Annotated in this window: 24 protein-coding genes; 15 read left to right on the top strand and 9 right to left on the bottom strand. The window is 55.0% G+C overall.

Annotated elements, in window-relative coordinates:
• Positions 1-136: 136 nt before the first annotated feature.
• Genes IE105_RS08210 through IE105_RS08190 form a run of 5 tightly spaced genes read left to right on the top strand, consistent with a single transcriptional unit; the run spans position 137 to position 3,864 of the window.
• Positions 137-1,228 (top strand): acyltransferase family protein, encoded by a 1,092-nt coding sequence (locus IE105_RS08210; protein ID WP_189497269.1) that lies wholly within the window; start codon positions 137-139, stop codon positions 1,226-1,228.
• Between the two features lie 48 nt (positions 1,229-1,276).
• Entirely contained in the window at positions 1,277-1,819 is a 543-nt protein-coding gene (locus IE105_RS08205) for a DUF305 domain-containing protein (RefSeq protein WP_189497268.1), read from the top strand.
• A gap of 49 nt (positions 1,820-1,868) precedes the next feature.
• Positions 1,869-2,651: a MauE/DoxX family redox-associated membrane protein gene (locus IE105_RS08200; RefSeq protein ID WP_189497267.1), complete on the top strand. Its 783-nt coding sequence runs from the start codon at positions 1,869-1,871 to the stop codon at positions 2,649-2,651.
• Positions 2,652-2,684: 33 nt separating this feature from the next.
• On the top strand, positions 2,685-3,038 hold the full coding sequence (locus IE105_RS08195; RefSeq protein WP_189497265.1) for a copper resistance CopC family protein: 354 nt from the start codon (positions 2,685-2,687) through the stop codon (positions 3,036-3,038).
• Positions 3,010-3,864 (top strand): CopD family protein, encoded by an 855-nt coding sequence (locus IE105_RS08190; RefSeq protein WP_189497263.1) that lies wholly within the window; start codon positions 3,010-3,012, stop codon positions 3,862-3,864. The genes IE105_RS08195 and IE105_RS08190 overlap by 29 nt, the downstream gene beginning before the upstream one ends.
• A gap of 167 nt (positions 3,865-4,031) precedes the next feature.
• On the opposite strand, the gene IE105_RS08185 is transcribed toward IE105_RS08190, so the two are convergent.
• Positions 4,032-4,589, bottom strand: a complete 558-nt coding sequence (locus tag IE105_RS08185) for a GNAT family N-acetyltransferase (protein ID WP_189497261.1) — start codon at positions 4,587-4,589, stop codon at positions 4,032-4,034.
• Positions 4,590-4,687: 98 nt separating this feature from the next.
• Positions 4,688-5,089 (bottom strand): host attachment family protein, encoded by a 402-nt coding sequence (locus IE105_RS08180; protein WP_189497259.1) that lies wholly within the window; start codon positions 5,087-5,089, stop codon positions 4,688-4,690.
• A gap of 94 nt (positions 5,090-5,183) precedes the next feature.
• Between IE105_RS08180 and IE105_RS08175 the strand changes: the two genes are divergently transcribed.
• From IE105_RS08175 to IE105_RS08140, 7 genes are all read left to right on the top strand, one after another.
• A complete protein-coding gene (locus IE105_RS08175) occupies positions 5,184-5,540 on the top strand; it encodes a hypothetical protein (RefSeq protein ID WP_189497331.1) in 357 nt (118 codons plus the stop codon).
• A 247-nt stretch (positions 5,541-5,787) separates the two neighbouring features.
• Positions 5,788-6,378, top strand: coding sequence for a hypothetical protein (locus IE105_RS08165; protein ID WP_189497255.1), 591 nt, complete (start codon positions 5,788-5,790; stop codon positions 6,376-6,378).
• A gap of 5 nt (positions 6,379-6,383) precedes the next feature.
• Entirely contained in the window at positions 6,384-6,692 is a 309-nt protein-coding gene (locus tag IE105_RS08160; RefSeq protein ID WP_189497253.1) for a winged helix-turn-helix domain-containing protein, read from the top strand.
• A 256-nt stretch (positions 6,693-6,948) separates the two neighbouring features.
• The gene (locus tag IE105_RS08155) at positions 6,949-7,197 is read left to right on the top strand and encodes a helix-turn-helix transcriptional regulator (RefSeq protein ID WP_189497252.1); all 249 of its coding nucleotides are present in this window, start codon (positions 6,949-6,951) and stop codon (positions 7,195-7,197) included.
• Positions 7,198-7,200: 3 nt separating this feature from the next.
• Positions 7,201-7,767 carry a hypothetical protein gene (locus IE105_RS08150; protein ID WP_189497250.1) on the top strand — a complete coding sequence of 189 codons (567 nt, stop codon included), beginning with the start codon at positions 7,201-7,203 and terminating at the stop codon, positions 7,765-7,767.
• A gap of 10 nt (positions 7,768-7,777) precedes the next feature.
• Positions 7,778-8,788, top strand: coding sequence for a glycoside hydrolase family 16 protein (locus IE105_RS08145; RefSeq protein WP_189497248.1), 1,011 nt, complete (start codon positions 7,778-7,780; stop codon positions 8,786-8,788).
• Positions 8,789-8,794: 6 nt separating this feature from the next.
• The gene (locus tag IE105_RS08140; RefSeq protein ID WP_189497246.1) at positions 8,795-10,000 is read left to right on the top strand and encodes an FAD-dependent monooxygenase; all 1,206 of its coding nucleotides are present in this window, start codon (positions 8,795-8,797) and stop codon (positions 9,998-10,000) included.
• Between the two features lie 19 nt (positions 10,001-10,019).
• On the opposite strand, the gene IE105_RS08135 is transcribed toward IE105_RS08140, so the two are convergent.
• Both IE105_RS08135 and IE105_RS08130 read right to left on the bottom strand, forming a co-directional pair.
• On the bottom strand, positions 10,020-10,397 hold the full coding sequence (locus IE105_RS08135; protein ID WP_189497245.1) for a hypothetical protein: 378 nt from the start codon (positions 10,395-10,397) through the stop codon (positions 10,020-10,022).
• 68 nt (positions 10,398-10,465) lie between these two features.
• Positions 10,466-11,599 (bottom strand): 2-hydroxychromene-2-carboxylate isomerase, encoded by a 1,134-nt coding sequence (locus IE105_RS08130; protein WP_189497243.1) that lies wholly within the window; start codon positions 11,597-11,599, stop codon positions 10,466-10,468.
• A gap of 82 nt (positions 11,600-11,681) precedes the next feature.
• Here IE105_RS08130 and IE105_RS08125 point away from each other — a divergent pair, with 82 nt between their 5' ends.
• Entirely contained in the window at positions 11,682-12,803 is a 1,122-nt protein-coding gene (locus IE105_RS08125) for a zinc-binding dehydrogenase (RefSeq protein ID WP_189497241.1), read from the top strand.
• A gap of 7 nt (positions 12,804-12,810) precedes the next feature.
• Complete coding sequence (locus tag IE105_RS08120; protein ID WP_189497239.1) at positions 12,811-13,554, top strand: SDR family NAD(P)-dependent oxidoreductase; 744 nt, start codon at positions 12,811-12,813, stop codon at positions 13,552-13,554.
• Positions 13,555-14,105: 551 nt separating this feature from the next.
• On the opposite strand, the gene IE105_RS08115 is transcribed toward IE105_RS08120, so the two are convergent.
• Positions 14,106-14,600 (bottom strand): hypothetical protein, encoded by a 495-nt coding sequence (locus tag IE105_RS08115; protein ID WP_189497237.1) that lies wholly within the window; start codon positions 14,598-14,600, stop codon positions 14,106-14,108.
• Positions 14,601-14,798: 198 nt separating this feature from the next.
• Between IE105_RS08115 and IE105_RS08110 the strand changes: the two genes are divergently transcribed.
• Complete coding sequence (locus IE105_RS08110) at positions 14,799-15,599, top strand: crotonase/enoyl-CoA hydratase family protein (protein ID WP_189497235.1); 801 nt, start codon at positions 14,799-14,801, stop codon at positions 15,597-15,599.
• Here the strand turns inward: IE105_RS08110 and IE105_RS08105 are convergent.
• The 4 genes from IE105_RS08105 to IE105_RS08090 all read right to left on the bottom strand — a co-directional run bounded on the left by IE105_RS08105 (position 15,596) and on the right by IE105_RS08090 (position 19,834).
• The gene (locus IE105_RS08105) at positions 15,596-16,375 is read right to left on the bottom strand and encodes an SDR family NAD(P)-dependent oxidoreductase (RefSeq protein WP_233354060.1); all 780 of its coding nucleotides are present in this window, start codon (positions 16,373-16,375) and stop codon (positions 15,596-15,598) included. The two genes, IE105_RS08110 and IE105_RS08105, sit on opposite strands and share 4 nt — an antisense overlap.
• A gap of 126 nt (positions 16,376-16,501) precedes the next feature.
• Positions 16,502-17,443 (bottom strand): hypothetical protein, encoded by a 942-nt coding sequence (locus tag IE105_RS08100; RefSeq protein WP_189497231.1) that lies wholly within the window; start codon positions 17,441-17,443, stop codon positions 16,502-16,504.
• 52 nt (positions 17,444-17,495) lie between these two features.
• Positions 17,496-19,040, bottom strand: a complete 1,545-nt coding sequence (locus IE105_RS08095; RefSeq protein ID WP_189497229.1) for a formylglycine-generating enzyme family protein — start codon at positions 19,038-19,040, stop codon at positions 17,496-17,498.
• Positions 19,040-19,834 (bottom strand): MotA/TolQ/ExbB proton channel family protein, encoded by a 795-nt coding sequence (locus tag IE105_RS08090; protein WP_189497227.1) that lies wholly within the window; start codon positions 19,832-19,834, stop codon positions 19,040-19,042. Before IE105_RS08090 ends, IE105_RS08095 begins: the two co-directional genes overlap by 1 nt.
• Between the last annotated feature and the right edge of the window lie 7 nt (positions 19,835-19,841).

Genomic DNA, 19,841 nt, shown 5'->3' with positions numbered 1-19,841 from the left:
CGTATATACCGTCTAGATGGCGTATCTTCGAACAAGATTAAGGCGGATAACATGCCGCAAATATCTCATCGAAGACAAACTGTCTGGTCATTGACGCACGTTTATCACCTCCGCCTAGTCGTTCGGAGGGCATGAAATGGTTGCCGTTACACCCTATAATATGCCGCGCGATCCGCTCATGGGCGCAAACCATCTGACTGCGGTCAGGTGGATTTTAGCCGCGATCGTCGCGCTCGGTCATGTCTTTCTACTGACGACAGGGTGGGAGCCGATCCGCATCCATCAATGGACGGGCGGTTACATGGCCGTGAACGGCTTTTTCGTGCTGAGCGGTATGCTGATTGCGAAAAGTCTTGATTTGCGGCGCGACCTGAAAATCTACGCCGCGTCGCGCGCCCTGCGTATTTATCCGGCCTTGATTATTCTGCTGCTCGCGTTTGTGTTCATTTTTTCGACTATGTTTTCACGACCGGGCGGGATCGAGAATATCATGTCCGGCGAAATCTGGTCCTATGTGGGGCGAGTCCTATTGTTGGGCGACCCACAGAATGCGCCGGGCGGAATTTTTGCGGGCAATTTGGAAGCGGATTTCAATGGTCCGCTCTGGACGATCCGGTTTGAGATCGCCGCATATATTCTTGCAGCTGTTGGCTTTGCGCTCGGTATTTTGAAGAATAGATGGCTGACTGTTGTGACCTTCGTCACCGTGCAAGTGGCCTATCTCGGGCTGCCTTTGGTTATGGATGTCGGAACGCTGTCAGCAGGCGTCATGCCCCTAATGCGTCTGTCCGCGGCATTCTTACTCGGCATGTGTTTGTGGCAATGGCCCCGCGCTCGCCGTCCGCATTGGGTTTTGGTCATTGCCGCGATAGCCGCTTTTTTATGGCTCGGCGCAGGCTTTGGCGGTGAGTTGTTAGCCACGCTGGCGTTGACGGGTGTGATGTTGCGTTTTGGATTGTCTGACGTGGCGCACGCTCCAGTCGTGGCATTGCCGGATTATTCCTACGGTATCTACATTTGGCATTTTCCGGTCATGCAGGCGGTGATGTTTCTGCGGCCAGACACGGGCCCGCTCGGTCTTGCGCTCTTGTCCACCCCTCTTTGGATCGGATTTTCGGCGGCAAGTTGGCACTTTATCGAGAAACCCGCGTTACGTTTAAAGCCACGTGCGCGTCGGACCGTCGCCGCCCCGTCAATCGGCACAGAGGACAACAGACCCATGCCGTAGCACGCTTCACAAAACTACGCGGCACTTACTCAATGATTGGAAAACACTATGGAAACGAAACATAAATCAGGAAATAAAGGCAGTAGTTACGGACGCTTCCTTGCCATGATCGCTACGTCAACGGTCATCATGCTCGGCTTGATGTATCTCAACACTTATGAGCTGAGCCACGTCCGTTTCTCTGAAACGCGCACCTATATGGCACTTTACATGGGGGCTGTGATGGCGTTGGTCATGCTCGCCTTCATGTGGGGCATGTATCAGAATAAAACGAAGAACTGGACGATTGTTGGCGGATCAGCCTTGCTGTTTATTATCGCCCTCTTCCTTGTTCGCTCACAGACCACAGTCCAAGACCGGGCGTGGATGAGCGCCATGATCCCGCACCATTCCATCGCTATTTTGACGAGTGAGCGTGCAGAAATCGACGATGTTCGGGTCCGGGAACTGGCGGATTCTATCATCGCGGCACAGCGTCGCGAAATCGCCGAGATGGAATGGTTGATCGCAGATATTAAAGCGAACGGCGCAGCCACAACTGAAACCGACGCCAGTGCCCGTCCTATCCCAAATTTTAGCGCGACGGAATAAGCGCAGCATACCACCTCGCACCCTCAATGAAATTAGAAGTGAGATTTCCATGACCACCTCAGGAGAATTTGCCGTCAACAAAACAGGAGAGGGCCGTAAGGCCATTGTCTACCGCATGGTGACGAGTGAGCATATTTGTCCGTTTGGGCTGAAGACCGTGGACCTGTTGAAACGTAAAGGGTTTGAGATCGAGGATAATCATCTCGAAAACCGGCCTCAGACAGACGCTTTTAAGGAAAAATGGAATGTAAAAACGACACCCCAAACGTTTATCGGGGGTGAGCGGATTGGCGGGTTTGACGATGTTCGCCGTCACTTCGGCTACACAGTCAAAGATCCCAATGAGAAAACTTATACGCCTGTCGTCGTCGTGTTTATCATCGCGGCCCTGATGGCTCTCGCGGCTGTTTGGGCGTTGACTGGGGATTGGGTCACCGGTCGAACTGTGGAGTGGTTTATCGCCTTCTCGATGGCGATGCTGGCGATGCTCAAGCTTCGTGATTTGGACAGCTTCTCCAACATGTTCCTGAATTACGATGTGCTGGCCCGGCGTGTTGTTCGCTACGCCTATGTCTACCCTTTTGCGGAAGCCTTCACTGCCGTGATGATGATTGCGGGCGGGGTGTTCGGCTTGATTGCGGCTCCCGTTGCCTTGTTCGTCGGCACGATTGGCGCGTGGAGCGTGTTTAAAGCCGTCTACATCGACAAACGCGAGCTTAAATGCGCCTGCGTTGGCGGGGGCGTGAATGTGCCGCTTGGATTTGTCTCACTCTCAGAGAACCTTGCCATGATGGGTATGGGGATCTGGATGATTATTAAAGCTGTGATCTAAAACCCTATTTTTCAACTCAAACAGGACCGCTACATGAAACATTATCTTATCGGATTAACGACCCTCGGGCTTATAACGTCGCTGCCCCTCACGGCGCATGCGCATACGGTCTTGGCGTCGTCAAATATTGAGGCGGGCGCCTCTATGGTTGCCGCGCCGAATACGCTTGACCTAACCTTTGTAAAGTCTGTCGGGCTGGCGAAACTTGAGCTGACCGAAGCGGGGTCAGATACTGTTCTGGACCTCACACCCGAACGGACAATGGCGAAAACGCATCGCGTTGATTTGCCATCGCTTGAGCCCGGAAATTATACAATCCAGTGGCGCGCAGTCGCAAGCGACGGCCATGTCATGACCGGTGAAATCGCGTTCACGATTGCCGCCTAGTAGCGTGCTCGATGTGTTCGCAATCCTGCTAAAAGCTGCCTTTTACGCGGGCAGCCTCACAGCGGTCGGCGTGGGTGTGCATACAGCCATAGGGATGCCTATTAAGTCGCTGTGGCTGAGGGTTGCTGCGCATGGTCTTGTGCTTGCGCTGGCCCTGCGGCTCCTGTCCTTAAACGCGGAGATTATAGGCGGTTGGGGACAGGTGATGGATGTCTCCATGTTCAGTTGGGTCTGGCCGAGCGTGCGGGCGCAAGCTGTCGCACTCGGCCTCGGCGCTGTCTTACTCGTAGCTGCTAGCGTCTCGCGGCCTCGCGTGCTTGCTGGACTAGGCGCTATCGTCACCGCCGCCGGGTTTGGATTGGCAGGACATACGCAAGCTCTGGAAGGGTCCAGTCTCGCATCTTTCGCCGTCGCTTTTCATGTTTTGGTGGCAGGGTTTTGGGTTTTAGCGCCCGTCGTTCTGTGGCCTAGATCGGGCGCGGACGTCAGGGCTTTAGCGGTGAGACTGGACCGTTTCAGTCGCCTTGCCGTTTGGACTGTTCCGATGATGGTCGCTTTGGGACTCTGGCTGTCAGTGCAAATCTCGGGATCAATCGCGAGCCTCTTTCAAACGGCCTATGGTCGACTGCTCTTACTAAAACTGGGCGTGGCTTCGGTGGCTCTCGGGATTGGCGCGTTTAACAAGCTTTATGTGACGACCAAATTGACAGTAGATGGCGCGGGGGCCATCCGCCATTTACGGTGGGCGCTCCTCGCTGATGTCGTTTTGTTCTCTATCGCAATTGCCGCAATCGCAGCCGCAACGTCTGTATTCGGACCGCACTAGGTTGAGACAAAGTTTTGGAAGGCCAGGCTCCAAATGCCATTCATAGACTTCGCTATTGGAGGCCTTTCATTATCCAAGTCACAGACCCAGATTGCTTCAATATTAGGCCGCCGTTACAACGCTGACTCTGCCGTTTAAAACAGACTTTATTCTGTCTCATTTGGGGGTCACGAAAACTGTAAAAACACCCGGTTCAAGGGCGGTTTGTCTGAGGTCTTTAAAACGGTAACCGCGTGATTAAGGTCAATTTTTATATGGGTGACACCTGAGGACGCGCTTATAATTTGAGCTCCCAAGGACCGAAAAAGCGCTATCCCCACGCGATTCTCGCTCAAAACATCCAGTTCCACATGTTCGAACTGTTTTGAAATCGCATCAGAAAACAAACAGGCAATGAGGGACCTCGCAATCCCTTGATGGTGGTAGTCATCTAAGATTGCGATCGCAAAATCCCCACTTGTCGGCGGCAGGTTATCGACGCGAAAAATATGCGCGGCGGCAATGGGAGGGTTCGTATCCAAGCTGGAATCAACCGCGCCCCACGCTAAATGATCATCGCCATCAAAGTCTGTCAGCCGTTTTAAAACCGACGGCGGAGCTTGTTTGAAGCCAGAGAAAAACCGGAAATACCGAGAGCGATCTGACAAAGCGATGATGCCGGCTTCGAGGAGTGGCGCGTCTCGACTTTGCAGAGGCCGCAGGCAGAGGCTGCGGCCATCTTTCATTTCGGTATGTATGACGTCAGCGATGTTGGGCGCCCTTTTTAAAACGAGATAAGCTCAATCTGTCAGAGAGCCGATCATTTAAAGTCGTTCCGTAACAACTATGGCATCGCCGTTGCAATTGATCGCTCAATATCGTCGGTTGAAGAATTAATCAGCGTTTTATCCAGCTGTAGAATTATTGTGGCGAGGACTTCTTTATGAAGCAACGGGCGAATTTCTCCCAGAGAGTCAGGATCGGCGGTGAGGACAAGGTTTTGATACGCGCCTTTGTGCGCGAGCGCGTAGAGGCGTTCAGCAACTTGTTTAGAGAAAGTGGCTTCCATGGACTCCTTATCGGATTGCTCAGACGGCGACTTCCCTGATGGACCTTCATCGGCAAGGTCTGTTGGTTCCCAGTGACCATCCGCTTTTAAGTGGGCGCCTTTCATACGGAAGAGTTTGGCCTCCTCACCCGTCGTGACGACTACAAGCGTGTTTTGGGGGAGATTAAAGTCTGACATTAGAAAGGCTCCGAGCGTTAAATGTGAGTGTCTTCTATTATACGCCTCACATTGCTCGAAGTTTCCAAATGCCTCAGCCTGACGGCGAACGGATATGCTCAGGCTCCAGTTTTCAATCTATTCTGACGTTCTTGGGTGGCGCCTTCGGGAGGGGCTCAAACGCGTCGGTGTGCCGTTAATCGTGTTTTGGCCGATTATGATGGTGTGTTTCATCGCCCTGGCGATCTGGGGCATGGTCGCCGCCAAGGGCGGCGTGATGCCTGAAAACCCACCAGAGCCCTCGCCAATGACAGTGAAGACGTTTCCACAGACGCATCTGTGGTTTCTCTATCTCTTACTGCTGCTCTATACTGGGATGTTGGCCTTTCGTGCGCTGCTGTCACTCGTATGGCTAAAGGCCGGGTTGGGGCGGCTGAGCGATTGGGCTCTGCGTCCTATTGGCTCTATCTAATCCATTTGCCGATTATTATGGCGCTGCAAATTTGGGTGGCGCCATGGGCATGGCCAGCCGCGCTGAAATACGTCATGATATTAGGGCTCTCGATTCCTTTGATGCTGGTGAGCTACGAAATTCTCGTACGCTATACGTTTATCGGGGGACTCTTAAATGGGCGAAAGCGCATCCGTCGGGCCCGTAACCAAAAGGAGATAGCCGCAGGACTTTAGATGTAAAAACGGCCGAAGCGAATCTCGCTTTCATGCGGGCACTGGTCGATGATGATGGCTCTCACAACCGGAATTTCGGGTTCATATATCTCATTGCGGGCGTGCTTTACGGGGCTCAATGCTTGCTGAATTGGGCGCTTCTTGTGACAGACGCGCAGGTCTCGCCGCTTATTTGGATGCTCGTAGGCTGGCTGCCAACGATCCTTTTTCTCATCATGATCTTTCAGAATTCATGGCAAAATCTGTCGAACCCTTACGGTAAGGGGACGACGAAACGGGCTGTGGGGGCGGCGTTTACAGGGGCGGGCATCGCCAACCTCGTCTTGGCGCTCATCTTCGGTTGGGTCGCTTTTCAGAAGCGAGATTGGTCTATTTGGTTGTTGTTCCCCCTCGTGGTCTGTGCACTCCAAGGCGCGATCTGGTTGGCGACCGCGATATTGCGGCGTCACATTTGGCACGGTATCACCGCCATCGGATGGTTTGTGTCGGCCATCGTGTTGGGCCTATTCATCGATAATATACCCGCCTATGTTCTCGCTCTCGGTGTGGCGCTTTTCGTCTGTATGGCTTTGCCGGGACTGCTCATTTTCCGAGCGGGAAAACAGACGATGTCAAACGCGTAATCGATATGTCTGAACCGAGCATCGACAATATCAGAGACATTATTCATGTGCGCGTTCGCTTGGGCGTGATGGCCTATCTGGCGAATGCCGAAGTCGCGTCTTTTACAGAATTAAAGACGGCCTTGAATGTGACACAAGGTAACCTGTCGATCCAAATGCGAAAATTGGAAGAGGAAGGATATATTAATATCGATAAATCAATCGTAGGGCGCAAACCTTTGACTACGATCCGAATGACAAAGTCCGGGCGGACCGCCTTTGCAGCCTATATTGATGTTTTGTCAGGCGTACTGGGCGGGGCTTTCAAGGGATAGGCCGGATACAAAATCATACGATTGCCAGTGCTAGTTTGAGCAATCGCTCAGAGATGGACTTGAGATTTTTAGCGAACAGAGATGGCGACAATAATATGGTCTCATCCCCCAAGGGCCGAAATATGTAGATTGACCTGCGTGCAAGGGTCGAAGTTTTACGCGCAACAAGACTGATTTTCGATACAAGTCGGTGTTTTGTTCAACAAACGCTATAAAAGTCTTGTGTTTATATAATTTGTTGTATATTCACAACAATATGATACATAACCGTGTCAAATTACTCCGTGTCGAGAAAGGTCTATCCCGTAAAGATTTGGCTGATGCCATAGGGATAAACTTCCAGACGATCGGTTATTTAGAGCGAGGGGACTATAACGCGTCCTTGGAGTTGGCGTTCAAACTTGCCGATTTTTTTGAATTACCATTTGAAATGGTGTTCAATCCCAAGCCGTTCAAATCACTCGCTGAACAATTGGCTGCGTCAAGTATTGCCGCAAAGGAATAAATCATGACCATCAAGAGACCTGATGTAACGTTGCACCCTAGCACTCTTTTGGGCAAAAATTTAAAACGGTTGAGATGGTGTGCAACGATAGCTGTAGTAGGCTTTCCAATCATGGTGCAAATATTAGGCGCGATGATTCTGTATTCAGAACAATACGCATTGTTGACGTCTCCCCTTATGTTGGGTCTCTACGCGGGTGTCATGCTTATGGTGGTCGCATCTGGGGTGTATGCGGTTACAAACCGTGTTTTCTTAAGGTTCTCCGGTGCAAATTCAGGATTGCAAGAATGGGAAGCAAAGACGCAAGATGACGCCTATTCATTTGCTTGCCGCATCATCTTAAAGGGAGCTTTGATTGCGTTTTTAATCGTCTCAATTTTTGGGGCGTTACAAATGTTAGGCATGACAGGTTGGATGAATTTCAACCTCAGTGAATCCCTTGTGTTGAATTTTCCGGGCATGGCTGCGCTGACGATCATTCTGACATATGTCATTGTGTTACTGCCAACACTTTACATCGCTTGGACTTTGAAGCCTCTGAGCGAAGACGAGTATGATCTAGCGTTGTAGAACGGTGCCCATGTTGGAAAATATGCGAACGGTGGGCGTTGTAATGGCGTTTATCTTAGCGGCATGTGTGACGGCTGAAACGGCTGTGTCGCAACCCTCTACGGCGAAAGTAGACGGTCATATATCGGATCGCGGGTGGGATCTTGTTTGGGCGGATGAATTTGACGGTGATGCGCTTGACCGAACCAAATGGTCCCCCGAAGTGTCCTGCTGGGGCGGCGGGAACGAAGAACGCCAATGTTACATCGACCGCCTTGAAAATGTGAGTGTTGCGGGGGGCTATCTGTGGCTTACCGCTCGCGACGGAGAATGGACAGGTCCCGGTGTTCACATGGAACATCCCGCATACCCGGGCGCCTCAAAAACAAAACCTTATACATCTGGCAAAGTCCGGACTCGCGATTTGGCGGCTTGGAAATATGGTCGAATTGAAGGGCGGATGGAATTGCCAAACGGGCAGGGGGCATGGCCAGCCTTTTGGATGATGCCGCAATCCAGCGTCCATGGCGGGTGGCCGCTGTCGGGTGAGATTGATATTATGGAAGCCGTTAATCTTGGGGCAACCTGTTACGATTGCGCGGACAGCGATGTTGAAAACCGGTCCTCTGGCGCCATCCATTTTGGCAAACGTCCGCCCAACAATACTCATGTTAGCGAGCGCCGGGCTTTGACGTCTGTTGCGGGGCAGGACGGCATGCCGCGGGAGCAGTTTCATACATTCGCGGTCGAATGGGGCGAAGGCCGGATAGATTGGTTTGTCGATGGGGACCGTTTCTGGACCGCCAAAGCCGAAGACTGGTTTACGGATGCGGTGCGTAAATCCGAAAACCCCAACGCACCGTTTGACGAAGACTTTTATCTCATGCTCAACTTTGCCGTTGGTGGGAAATGGCCAGAAGGGGATAATGAACGTGGTATCGATCCGAGCGTTATACCGTCGGCGCTGATTGTGGACTATGTCCGGGTCTATCAGTGCGATGCCGATCTTGAGACAGGTCGGGCTTGCATGTTTGATGATTGATCGACGATGAAAATTCTGATTGCAGGCGGCGGCATTGGGGGACTGACAGCGGCGCTGGCCTGTGCGCATTTCGGACATGAGGTCCTTGTTTTCGAACAAGCGGACGCCTTAGGTGACGTCGGCGCAGGCATTCAAATTCCGCCCAATGCGATGAAAGTGTTTCGCGCTCTGGGCATCGCTGAGCGGATTGCGCGTGACGCGGTTCAGCCGACCGCGATTGAGACGCGGATGGGGCTCAGCGGTCGGACAGTTTTCTCTGTGCCTTTGCGCGATGATCGCGGTGAGGACTTGGCCGCAAACCTGTGGGGCGCGCCCTATCTCCACATTCATCGGGCAGACTATATTTTGGCCTTGAAGGATGCCTTAGAGGACCACCCCTCAATCACGTTAAAATTCGGCGCGACCGTGTCTGCCATTGACCAGACGGACCTTTCCGTCACGCTCAGCCTATCAGACGGGACGCACTATCGCGGCGACTTACTGATCGGTGCAGACGGGCTACATTCCTTTGTGCGGACGTGGATGCAGGGTCCAGACCGTCCGAGATTTACCGGGAACATTGCTTGGCGGGCGGTTGTTCCAGTTGAGCTCTTGGGGGCGGATGCGCCCTCTGCGACAGCCTGCGCTTGGATGGGACCGGGCCGTCATGCCGTGACCTATCAATTACGCGGCGGGACGCTGGCGAACTTCGTCGGCGTGGTTGAGCAAGTTGAACCGATCGCCGAAGGGTGGAGCGCGCGCGGTAGAAAAGCTGACGCGCTCAATGATTTCGCGGGCTGGCATCCAACCATTACAAAGCTGATTGCGGCTGTGCCAGACGACGCGCTGTTCCGCTGGGCGCTGTATGATCGCGACCCTCTCTCGCATTGGACACAAGGGCGCGTGACGCTCCTCGGCGACGCCGCGCATCCGATGTTGCCGTTTCTGGCGCAGGGGGCGGCGATGGCGGTCGAAGATGCGTGGGTGCTGGCTGCGGAGATTACGGAGTCCGACGATTTAGCCGCCGCACTCCAGATTTATCAGGCCACCCGCCGGCCAAGAACATCGCGCGTGCAAGCGGGATCGCGGAAGAATGCCAAGACATTCCATAAGCGCACACCCCTCTCGCAACTCGCGACCTATGGGCCGATGTGGCTCGCCGGGACCGTCGCGCCGTCGTTGATCCGACAGCATTTGTCGTGGCTTTACGGGGCCGACGTGACGCGACGTTAAGCGGGTTTTCCGCGTATTCTTATGCAGGTTTGCTGCGCAAGGCGAAGATCATCAAGGCGCAGGCGACGATTTCAATCGCGATGGGCTGTAATGCGCCGGGCGCAAAGCCGTTCATGAGGCCAAAGTAGATCCGGCCGATAGCCGTGAAGCCGAACAGACAAATCGGGGCGAAAAGCCAGCCGCGCTTGCCAGCAAAAAGCGCGCCCGCGACGCAAATTGTGAATGTCACGAATAAAGCGGCGAAGTCAGCAAAGATGGTCGCGTTGCCAACAGGGCCTGTACCCGCGATGCCGCCGAGCGTTTCCGATAGTTTGGCAGGCACAAACAACGCCTGAAACGTGAGAAGAATCCCAATCAAAAACGGTGGAATGAGTGCGAGTTTTGCAATGCGTGACATAGATTTTCCCCTTAAACCCAACTGGGTTTTTTGTGCTCTTGCCGTTCACGGCCCGAACTGTCCAGAAATTAAGATTCGTCTTTCAAGGCCGCTTCCATAACCCAAAGGCGGTCTTGTCCCCAGACGGCGGTCTCTCCCACGCGGAAGCTCGGAACACCCCAAATCCCGTAGGACATCATCTCGGCGCGATTGGTTTCCGCGACAGCGCGCCAGTCATCCGTGTCGAGTTGTTGCCGTGCTTCGGACCAATCGAGTTCGGCCCCCTCGACAATGCGTCTTAACCCGCGGTCAGAGCCGGCATCGACGCCTTCGGCCCAGACATAATGAAGGAAGGTGCGGACGAAATCGATGCCGTGCCCTTGGTCTATCGCCCAGTTCAAGATCGCGTAGCCACGCTCAACAGGGGCACCGACCGGATCGGAGACCCGCCCAAATAACACGCCCAGTCGGTGTGCTTCGCGCGCTGTATCGCGCACGATATAGCGGCGCTTAGCCTTCGGCACAGGGAGCGCGCGCATGACCATCGGGAGAACAAACCGCAAGCGTAACTCGGCCCCATAGGTGGCCGCGAGCGCTTCGGTCCGCTCAGCGACAATGGCAGTATAGGGGGAGCGGAACGACAGATACCAATGCAGCACTTTGTTCGTCTCGCGGGATATATCGGGGACACGGGTGGGTGTGGCAGGCGGTGTAAATATGGGTGTCGTTGGGGCTTCTTTGCGCTTTGCGCCGATCCCAGCGAGACGGCTTTCTAGATAATGCAGTCGGTCCAAACCCCAATACCATTCACCGCCATAATGGATCATCCCGCCTTGATAATGCCCCAGCGCGCGGAGACGTGCATTGGCGTCAGCCGTGTCCAGCGCAGGCGGTTGCGGGCTGAGGTTGGCCTTAAGGCCTGCACGAACGGCAAGGCGTTGCGCATCAATCGCTGCATAAACAGCCAGCGCGCTGCGTTCCGGCGCAGCCCCGTCATCGGGCGGTCCGACTATATAAGTCGTTAAATCAATGTCATAGCGGGCTTCAAAGTCGGGTATGACAGACTTTAAGAGCTGTGAGTAAGGATCGCTAGGGTCGAGGAAAACCTCAATATGCGGGCGACCCGTCCGCTTTGCCTCAAACCGGGCGCGCTGTTTTTCTAAGCGCTCGCGGCTGAGAATGCGTTCGGCGAGACGCGGGACGATATATGATTTTATGCTCACATCGCTATCATGATGGCGGAAAGGCTGGAGGGCAAGCCCACAACAGGTTAGGTTGGCCCAACATAAATGAAGGACTCAAGTCATGAGCTTGCCAAAAACCTACAAATCTCTCGTCTCAACTGTCACCGAAGGCGGTCAACTCCGTATGGAGATGGTTGAAAAACCAATGCCCGTTCCGACGGCTGATCAAGTTTTGATCAAAGTCGAAGCCTGTCCGATTAATCCATCGGATCACGGCGTCATGTTTGGCTATTCCGACATGTCTAAGGCAACGAATGACGGCGATGCGCTCGTCGCGCCGGTCCCTCCGATGGGCATGCGGATGATGAAAGCCCGTATCGGACAAGCGCTCCCTATCGGCAATGAAGGCGCAGGCACTGTCGTCGCCGCTGGCGAAAGTGACGCCGCTCAGGCGCTCATGGGCCGTACAGTCGCGGCCATGGGCGGCGGTATGTATGCTGAATATCGCTGCGTTCCGATCATGTCAGTTCTACCGGTGAATGAAGGCAACACGGCGCGCCAAGCCGCGTCATCATTTGTGAACCCGCTGACAGCGCTGTGTTTCCCAGAGACGATGAAAAAAGAAGGTCACACAGCGATTGTCCATACGGCGGCGGCGTCCAACCTCGGCCAGATGCTAGTCAAAATCTGCAAGGCTGACGGTATTCCGTTGGTCAATATTGTGCGTAAACAAGAGCAGGTGGATATCCTTAAGGCCATCGGCGCGACGCATATCGTCAATTCGTCGGACGAAGATTTTATCCCACAATTGATCGACGCCATTCACGAAACGGGCGCAACATTGGCGTTTGATGCAACGGGCGGCGGGAAGCTGGCGTCGGACATCCTAACCGCGATGGAAGGCGCCGCAGCACGCACCCCGGGCGCCTACTCGATCTATGGCTCAATCCATCACAAACAAGTCTATCTCTATGGCTCGCTCGACCCGTCACCGACAACACTCACACGCGGCTACGGCATGGCGTGGGGCGTGGGCGGCTGGTTGCTGCCAAACTTCCTGGCCAAAGCCGGCATGGAAACTGCGATCCGTCTGCGCCAACGCGTGGCCAGTGAACTAACGACAACCTTTGCTAGCACCTACACGGATGAAATTAGTCTTGCCGACGCGCTTAACGCCGATATTGTCGGGCGGTATAATGCGAAGAAAACGGGTGAAAAGTTCTTAGTCAACCCGACGCTCTAAGGACTCTATGAAACCACTCGCACAACAGCGCATTCTCGTCACAGGGGCGAGTTCCGGTCTTGGCCGGGCGCTGTCTGTGCGACTGGCCGATGCGGGCGCGACTGTTGTCGCGACCGCACGTCGGCAAGCTCCGCTGGATGAGTTGGCGGACCGTCATCCAGGAATCGAAACGCGCATTCTCGATCTGATGGACGCTGCAGGGCTCGCAAAACTCTGTCATACAATCGGGCCTCTCACCGGGGCCGTCCTAAATGCCGGCGTCACCCATGTGGGCCCGTTTAACGCGGGATCAGATGCGGACGATGCGGCGATGGTCGAGACCAATGTCATGGCCAATGTGCGGTTGGCGCGGGCGCTCTATACGCCGCTTGTCGACGGTCGCTTGGTCATCGTGGGGTCGATGGCTGGACAAGTCGCGCTGCCCTATCAGGCGGTCTATTCCGGCACCAAAGCCTTCTTACAGAACTTTAGCCTCGCGCTACGAGAAGAATGGCGTGATCAGGTGAGCGTCGGTCTGTTCACGCCCGGCGGCATTAAAACTGAAATGACTGACATCGAAGCCTTGTCCAAACTTCAAAACATGCTCGCCGGAGCGGACGAAGTGGCGGATGAACTGATGGCCTTCTATCTGTCCGACCGCGCCTTGCGTATTCCGGGCTTCGTCAACCGTGTCTCCGCCACCGCAACGCGGCTTCTGCCCCGCCCCACGATTACACGAATTATGGAACGAGTTTATCACAGGGAGCCGTGAGAGGGGTGTAGGGGGTCGTTTGTGGGCGGTATCAACGCCGCCAATCTAAAGCCTCATTCAACATCAGACTTTTTAGACGGAGTCGGAGATGTCCATATCAATAAAACTAGTCCTGATATTATTAAAATCGCGCAGCCCGAGAGCAGCCATGAGTTAATATACCAGTGATCTCCCCACTCGAATTTCCCAAACATGATTTTCTTCCATCCCTCAAAATGTTGATATGAGGCGACAAAAAATCCAAACGCACCAATAATCGACGCGAAATACAAGTTTATCCAATTTCGCGTGTTCGGGAGTAAAAGAGACAAACCTAACACGCCGATGATGGTGCGCTGCGCGCGACAATAGGGGCAAACGTAGACGAGGTCAGTCAACTCTAACGTCCACGTCAGAACGCAAATAAGGATTGCGATAATTCCGATTATTTTCCTGTTCTTCCATAACCAATTCATCAAAATCTTGTCCATGTGTCTCCCCTTTGGAAATACCGATTTCATAAATACTTGCGCCAACGCTATGGTCTTGTTCGCGAAGCCTTCTCCACATAATTAATCGCGTTTCAAACGCGACCTTACGGCTTTGTATGCGAGCCAAACCAATGACATTAAGCCGATGAGGGCGGCGACATTAAACAGAAAGTACTTCGCAGGCGTCAGGAAGGCCTTGACCCCAAGGAGACTGTAATTCCCCTTCAACGCCATGAGCTGAATGGTGTTTTCCACCAGATCGGCGCCGAATACCAGAAAGGCGGGAATGGCGAGCATGACGCCGATGCGGTTCGGGAACTTCAAAGCAAGCCCGGCAAAAAATGAGCCGTAGGCGAGCGGGAAAAGATAATCGAGCAAGAGCGTCATCCAGAAATGGCTGCTTTTTTGATCCTCCGACATGGCGGTCAAAACAGTCATTTGATCGTCAACAGACGCCGCCTGATCCAAAATATCTCCGCCCACGAATGGGATCCAAGCTTGAAAGGCGAACACGAGCGCTATTGCGACGACAAAGCTCGCAATAATAACCCAAGGTTTTCGAAGTGTTTCAAGCATTCAGTGGCCCCCTTATTGTGTCGACGGCCTTTTGCGGCTTTTATTGTCGAGACTCGCACGTTCACTCTACGGTGTTGAATGCCCACACACGCTAAGCCTGAGAGTTTTATATTGATAGCCGTTTGTTTTGAATAGACTTCGAAAGAAAATGCACGTCGAAGTCACAACAATGACCCCCACATCCTGTTTGAGAGCCCCATGACCAATATCCTCACGCTTGACCGCGATGGCCCTATCGCCATCCTCACACTCAACCGACCAGACATGCTCAATGCGCTGGGACAGGATGGGGATGGCCAAGCGTTTGCGGATATGCGCGCCACACTCGAAGCGGACCACACGTTACGCTGTGTTGTGCTGACCGGGGCCGGGCGGGGATTTTCTGCCGGCGGTGATATTAAGGCGATGAAAGCCCGCACGGGCGCGTTTGGCGGGTCGCCTGAAGACGTCCGCCAAGGCTATCGCCGCAATATTCACCGCATCGTCGATAGTCTTTATAATCTTGAACTCCCGCTCATCGCGGCCGTCAATGGTCCGGCGATCGGGCTTGGCAATGACGTCGCCTGTATGGCCGATATCCGGATTGCGTCGGACAAGGCCAAGTTCGGCCCGACATTTTTGAAATTGGGCTTGATCCCCGGCGACGGCGGCGCGTGGTTACTGCCGCGCATTATCGGCGCGAGCCGGGCGGCAGAGTTGATTTTCACAGGCGACGTTATCGACGCGGAGACAGCGCTTGATTGGGGTCTGGTCAGTCGTGTTGTGCCGCATGATGACCTGATGAACGAGGCTATGATCATGGCGCGTAAAATCTCGAAACAGCCCCCGCAAGCGCTGCGCGCGGCAAAAACATTGCTGCGTCACGGCGCGACGGCGAGCTATCCGGCGATCATGGAAATGAGTGCAGCGATCCAAACCGCGATGCATTTCACTGAGGATTTCAGCGAGGGCGTCGATGCGATTCTAGAGAAACGAACGCCTGAGTTTAAAGGTCGCTAGCGGCCTTGTTGCCCGTCATCGACTTTAATAACCGTGCCCGTCACCGCATGGCTTTTGGGGTCAAGGAGGAACAGGAGCGTGCTGTCGAGAAAGTCCGGGGTTGGCACGCGCTTGCGTTTAGTATGGGCCGCGAAGTCTTCGGCTTGTTCGCCCGCTTGCATCCGTTGCGCCATGAAATCCGTCATTTCTGACTTCACGATACCCGGTGCGATGGCGTTCACATTGATGGGGAACTGAGCCCACTCAACGGCCAGTGTTTCGGTCATCCGCGCAATCGCGCCTTTTGAAGTCGAGTAGAGCGCCGCGCCATTGCCGTCATAGCTATAGGCGGCGATCGACGCGATGTTGACGATCCGGCCGGATTTTTTGGCTTTAATCAGGCGTTTGGCGACCTCGCGTGCGAGCAGAAAAGGCCCCGTCAGATTGACCGCGATGAGCTGTTCAATGAAAGCGACATCCAGTTTCGTCGCCAGCTGCCCATCCGCGATCCCCGCATTATTGACGAGGATAGTCGGCAGGCCGAGATGGGCTTCAACCGTCGCGGTAAGGGCTTCGACCTGTGCCATGTCGGACATGTCAGTGGGTACGCAAAGCACTGTGCCGCCATCGTCTGTGATTTCTTTAGCGAGGGCGTCTAGGCGGTCAACCCGGCGTCCGGCGATAGCCACGGAGGCGCCCTGTGCCGCCAAAAGTTTGGCAAAGCGCCAGCCAAGCCCCGAGGTCGCCCCCGTGACGATAGCGATGTCGTTGGAAAGGTCGATGGTTTTGTCAATCATGGGACGGCTCATATGAAGTTGAGCCGTCTCTTAGCGTGGGTTGCAGGGCTGCGCCAAGACACAGCCGACAATGGCACAGACGTGATTGAGATGGCCGTGATTAAGCGCCGGGATCACAGGCCGTGATCAGTCGTCGCCCGTCTTCTCATGGCCCGTGCTGAGATAATCGGACGCGCTGCGTTGAGTGCCGCGCGTTGGGCTGTCTTCTTTCGCCCGACGGATACGCTCAAGCGGGCTGAGCGGTTCTTCGGCGCGCGTATCGGCGGGCCAAGCGTCCGCGTCACCAGTATCGGTGCTATTGTCCTCGCCTGAACTGTCGCCCTGATCGGATGCGTCGCCTTGGCCCGTGTCTTGGCCAGCCTCTTGTGCTTGGCCGTCGTTATCCGATGAACCTTCGGCGTTTGCGTCGCCGTCGTTTTGAGCTTGCCCGGACGCATCAGCGACCGACTCGGACGGGTTTTGACCTTGTGGCTGTCCATCAGGTGATTGCCCATTCGCCGCGCCAGACGCGTTGCCGCCGCCGGTCTGACCAGATTTAATCGCGTCCATAATTTCTTGCAACGTGCGCGTGGACCCGCCGCGCGATCCGCGTGTGGGAGTCGCGCCGTTTTCACCGACCACAGCGACCTTGTTCGGTCCACCTTCGGACGTCGCTTCACCGCCAGACTCTTGCATATCAGTCACGATAACGTCCCACGCCTCTTGCTCGTCACGCATCAATTGTTCGTCGGATTTTGCCTCATCGGACGGGACATATTCCGCGTCGGAAATATCACCGTCGTCACTTTCCGCAATCGCTTTGGCGCGTTCCTTCATCAGGTGACGCCGCGATTCAGACGGGAGGCGTTCAACCGGGCTGACCGGTTCATAGTCAATGACGGGGGCGCCTACGCCGGTCGAGCTAGTATTGGGGGTGCGATAAATATCGGATGTCCCGCTTTTTTTGCGGGATTTCCTCCAATCCTCTTCGGACTGATCGGTCTGGTCTGTGACCTGCGCATAAGCAGGCAAGGCGGTGCCGAGCGCTGCCGTGAGCGCCAAACTGGTCATGAGAGTTTTCAACATCATGAGCGTTGCTTAGCACAGATAAGCTGAGCCGCGCGTGAACGGAGAGCGTGCATTAACCGCTGATCTTGCGCACGACACGGAAGCCCGTAAAGTCGTTTTTGTCGCCCCGTCGCAACATGGTGCGCGCCGAATATCGCAGGTCATCAGGCCCCGAGAACCACGACCCGCCGCGCACAACTCGTTGTCCGCAAGACCCGCGCGCATCGGCGCTGCCGTCCACGGGCGCATCACGCAGGTTCAACGTATTACAATCCAACGTCCACTCCGCGACATTGCCGACCATATCGCGCAGCCCGAATTTATTGGCCGACAAGGTGCCGCCGGGCAGGGTGCGTCCGACGCCGGGGTCAGTACAGGCCGTATTGGCCCACGCGACAGAGGTTTCCTTGGACGCGCCATTGGCAAACGCGCAGAGCGCGGCTGTTGATCCGCCGGGATAGATGTCATTCGATCCGGCGCGCGCCGCATATTCCCACTGCGCCTCGCTGGGGAGAGAGTAGGCAAATCCTGTCTTCGCTGACAGCCACGACGCATAGGCTAGTGCGTCAGCAAACGACACATTGATGACGGGCCGCAATCCGCGCCCCCAGCCCTTATCGCTCGGACGGGTTGAACAGCCACCTGCCGCGACACAGGCGTCATAATCGGCAAAGCTGACTTCGCGCACGCTCATAGCAAACGGTGCACTGAAGTTCACAGGGCGGGCCGGCTTTTCATTAGACCGCGCTGTGTCGTCGGTGTCGAGCGCGCCGAGCGTATCATTCCCGCCGGGCAAAACCGTCATGGACGGGCAGGCGTCGCAATCGGAAAAGACCTTGCCGACGGAGGGTCGTAGTCGCTCGATCGCGGCGATCGCTTGCGCGACGTAAGCGCCTTGCGGAAAACTACTCAGGTAACGCTCATAGGCATCCGCCGTGCCCGCAGCATCAGCCGCTTGCCAGGCCGCATTATCCGCAGCGGACGCTTGCATAGACGCGATGCGAGACCGCGCGGTATCAGCGTTCGTCCCCGTCGCATGTTTGCCTAAATAGGTCTGATAGCTCTTAATTGTGTTGGCCTGAGCCGCCGTTTGCCAGTCCGCTTTCTCGCGCGCTGCCCGCTCTGCGGCGTCCCGTTCCGCGGCTGTTTGTGCCGCTTTCATCTCGGCGATGCGTTCGCGGGCTTTATCCGCGTGAAGGCCATCTTCCCATGCGGCGAGGTAATCCTCATACCCAACAATTGTATTGCGCTGTTCCGCTGTCGCCCAATCGCGATTGTCGTAAACGTCAATCTGTTCTTGAGCTTTCTCGGCGAATTTTCCGTCTGGAAATTCAGCCAGATACTCGCGGTAGCCTTCCAAAGTGTCCTTCTCCAATGCGGCGACCCAAGCCGCTTCGTCCGCGCCCATGGGCTTGGCCTCAGGGTCAGGGGTTTCGCCTTGCGCGATGTCGATGATCGGCGCGCGGTCGCCGGGTTCGCGGACTACGACTTGGCTCGCGAGCCATATCCCACCGATGGCGACTGCGCCGAGTAGAACCGCATAGATCGCGTAACGTCCATAGGGTGTCCGTTCTTCGCGGACGTCAAATTCATTATTGGGGGGCTGCCAGTCGGACATTAGTCAGTCGCCTTTGTGTTGACGTCCGCATCAACCCGACCACCCAACCGCAAAATCAGATTATCAATCGTATATTGCCCCGCCGCGTTCAGCGCGCGTTCTTCTTTGCTTTGCACCATGCTCTGCGCGAGCACGAGGACAGCGGACATGATGAGGGCGAGCAGGGTCGTGGTGAAGGCGACGCCGAGGCGTTGCGTGACTTGGTAGAGAAATTCTTCGCTCTCGGCATTGGCAGGAACCCCCGCATATTGCAGAGCAAACATAATGCCCATGACGGTACCGATAAAGCCTAAGCTTGGGATCAACCACGTGAGGTACCGTAGCGTCGAATAACGCAAATCAATCTCGTGCATGTACAGTTCTAGCGACGCATTCATCACGCCCAGCGCTTGGTCCTCCTTGCCGCTGACACGGTATTGATCGATGGTGCGGCTTATCATTCGTGGCAGAAACGCATTGCGCGCGAATTTACGGCTGGCGATGCTGTCGCGGATTTTACCGAGCAGCGCATGATCGAGGCGACGGCCATCCGTTGGTAGGTAGCCGCGCGCGAGCTGGCTTTCCTCATCCTTGGCAGCGGACCAGCGCAGGACCAGCTCACCAAAACCAATGAACAGCGCGACCCACATGATGTTCTGGATCGTAAACGGCCAGAAGGTGGCGTCGCTGTCGAGCAGGATTTCTTGCAACGTCGGGCCTGTTGTGAACTTAATGATGCCGATCAGCACAATGGCCGCGACAATCGCGATGAGAAACACGAAGGCGCGTTTAATAAGGCTATCAGTCTGGTTCATCGGATCG

This window comes from Algimonas arctica, assembly GCF_014652695.1.
In the GTDB taxonomy this organism is placed as follows: domain Bacteria; phylum Pseudomonadota; class Alphaproteobacteria; order Caulobacterales; family Maricaulaceae; genus Litorimonas; species Litorimonas arctica.
This window is presented reverse-complemented; position numbering and strand designations above follow the sequence as displayed.

What these genes read in the sequence shown, in the direction of transcription:
- IE105_RS08160 (WP_189497253.1), top strand. Translation starts at nt 6,384, where the DNA reads ATGTCTGAACCGAGCATCGACAATATCAGAGACATTATTCATGTGCGC.
- IE105_RS08140 (WP_189497246.1), top strand. Translation starts at nt 8,795, where the DNA reads ATGAAAATTCTGATTGCAGGCGGCGGCATTGGGGGACTGACAGCGGCG.
- IE105_RS08145 (WP_189497248.1), top strand. Translation starts at nt 7,778, where the DNA reads ATGTTGGAAAATATGCGAACGGTGGGCGTTGTAATGGCGTTTATCTTA.
- IE105_RS08200 (WP_189497267.1), top strand. Translation starts at nt 1,869, where the DNA reads ATGACCACCTCAGGAGAATTTGCCGTCAACAAAACAGGAGAGGGCCGT.
- IE105_RS08135 (WP_189497245.1), bottom strand. Translation starts at nt 10,397, where the DNA reads ATGTCACGCATTGCAAAACTCGCACTCATTCCACCGTTTTTGATTGGG.
- IE105_RS08155 (WP_189497252.1), top strand. Translation starts at nt 6,949, where the DNA reads ATGATACATAACCGTGTCAAATTACTCCGTGTCGAGAAAGGTCTATCC.
- IE105_RS08180 (WP_189497259.1), bottom strand. Translation starts at nt 5,089, where the DNA reads ATGTCAGACTTTAATCTCCCCCAAAACACGCTTGTAGTCGTCACGACG.
- IE105_RS08175 (WP_189497331.1), top strand. Translation starts at nt 5,184, where the DNA reads ATGCTCAGGCTCCAGTTTTCAATCTATTCTGACGTTCTTGGGTGGCGC.
- IE105_RS08150 (WP_189497250.1), top strand. Translation starts at nt 7,201, where the DNA reads ATGACCATCAAGAGACCTGATGTAACGTTGCACCCTAGCACTCTTTTG.
- IE105_RS08185 (WP_189497261.1), bottom strand. Translation starts at nt 4,589, where the DNA reads ATGAAAGATGGCCGCAGCCTCTGCCTGCGGCCTCTGCAAAGTCGAGAC.
- IE105_RS08100 (WP_189497231.1), bottom strand. Translation starts at nt 17,443, where the DNA reads ATGATGTTGAAAACTCTCATGACCAGTTTGGCGCTCACGGCAGCGCTC.
- IE105_RS08090 (WP_189497227.1), bottom strand. Translation starts at nt 19,834, where the DNA reads ATGAACCAGACTGATAGCCTTATTAAACGCGCCTTCGTGTTTCTCATC.
- IE105_RS08110 (WP_189497235.1), top strand. Translation starts at nt 14,799, where the DNA reads ATGACCAATATCCTCACGCTTGACCGCGATGGCCCTATCGCCATCCTC.
- IE105_RS08120 (WP_189497239.1), top strand. Translation starts at nt 12,811, where the DNA reads ATGAAACCACTCGCACAACAGCGCATTCTCGTCACAGGGGCGAGTTCC.
- IE105_RS08105 (WP_233354060.1), bottom strand. Translation starts at nt 16,375, where the DNA reads ATGATTGACAAAACCATCGACCTTTCCAACGACATCGCTATCGTCACG.
- IE105_RS08125 (WP_189497241.1), top strand. Translation starts at nt 11,682, where the DNA reads ATGAGCTTGCCAAAAACCTACAAATCTCTCGTCTCAACTGTCACCGAA.
- IE105_RS08095 (WP_189497229.1), bottom strand. Translation starts at nt 19,040, where the DNA reads ATGTCCGACTGGCAGCCCCCCAATAATGAATTTGACGTCCGCGAAGAA.
- IE105_RS08115 (WP_189497237.1), bottom strand. Translation starts at nt 14,600, where the DNA reads ATGCTTGAAACACTTCGAAAACCTTGGGTTATTATTGCGAGCTTTGTC.
- IE105_RS08195 (WP_189497265.1), top strand. Translation starts at nt 2,685, where the DNA reads ATGAAACATTATCTTATCGGATTAACGACCCTCGGGCTTATAACGTCG.
- IE105_RS08210 (WP_189497269.1), top strand. Translation starts at nt 137, where the DNA reads ATGGTTGCCGTTACACCCTATAATATGCCGCGCGATCCGCTCATGGGC.
- IE105_RS08205 (WP_189497268.1), top strand. Translation starts at nt 1,277, where the DNA reads ATGGAAACGAAACATAAATCAGGAAATAAAGGCAGTAGTTACGGACGC.
- IE105_RS08165 (WP_189497255.1), top strand. Translation starts at nt 5,788, where the DNA reads ATGCGGGCACTGGTCGATGATGATGGCTCTCACAACCGGAATTTCGGG.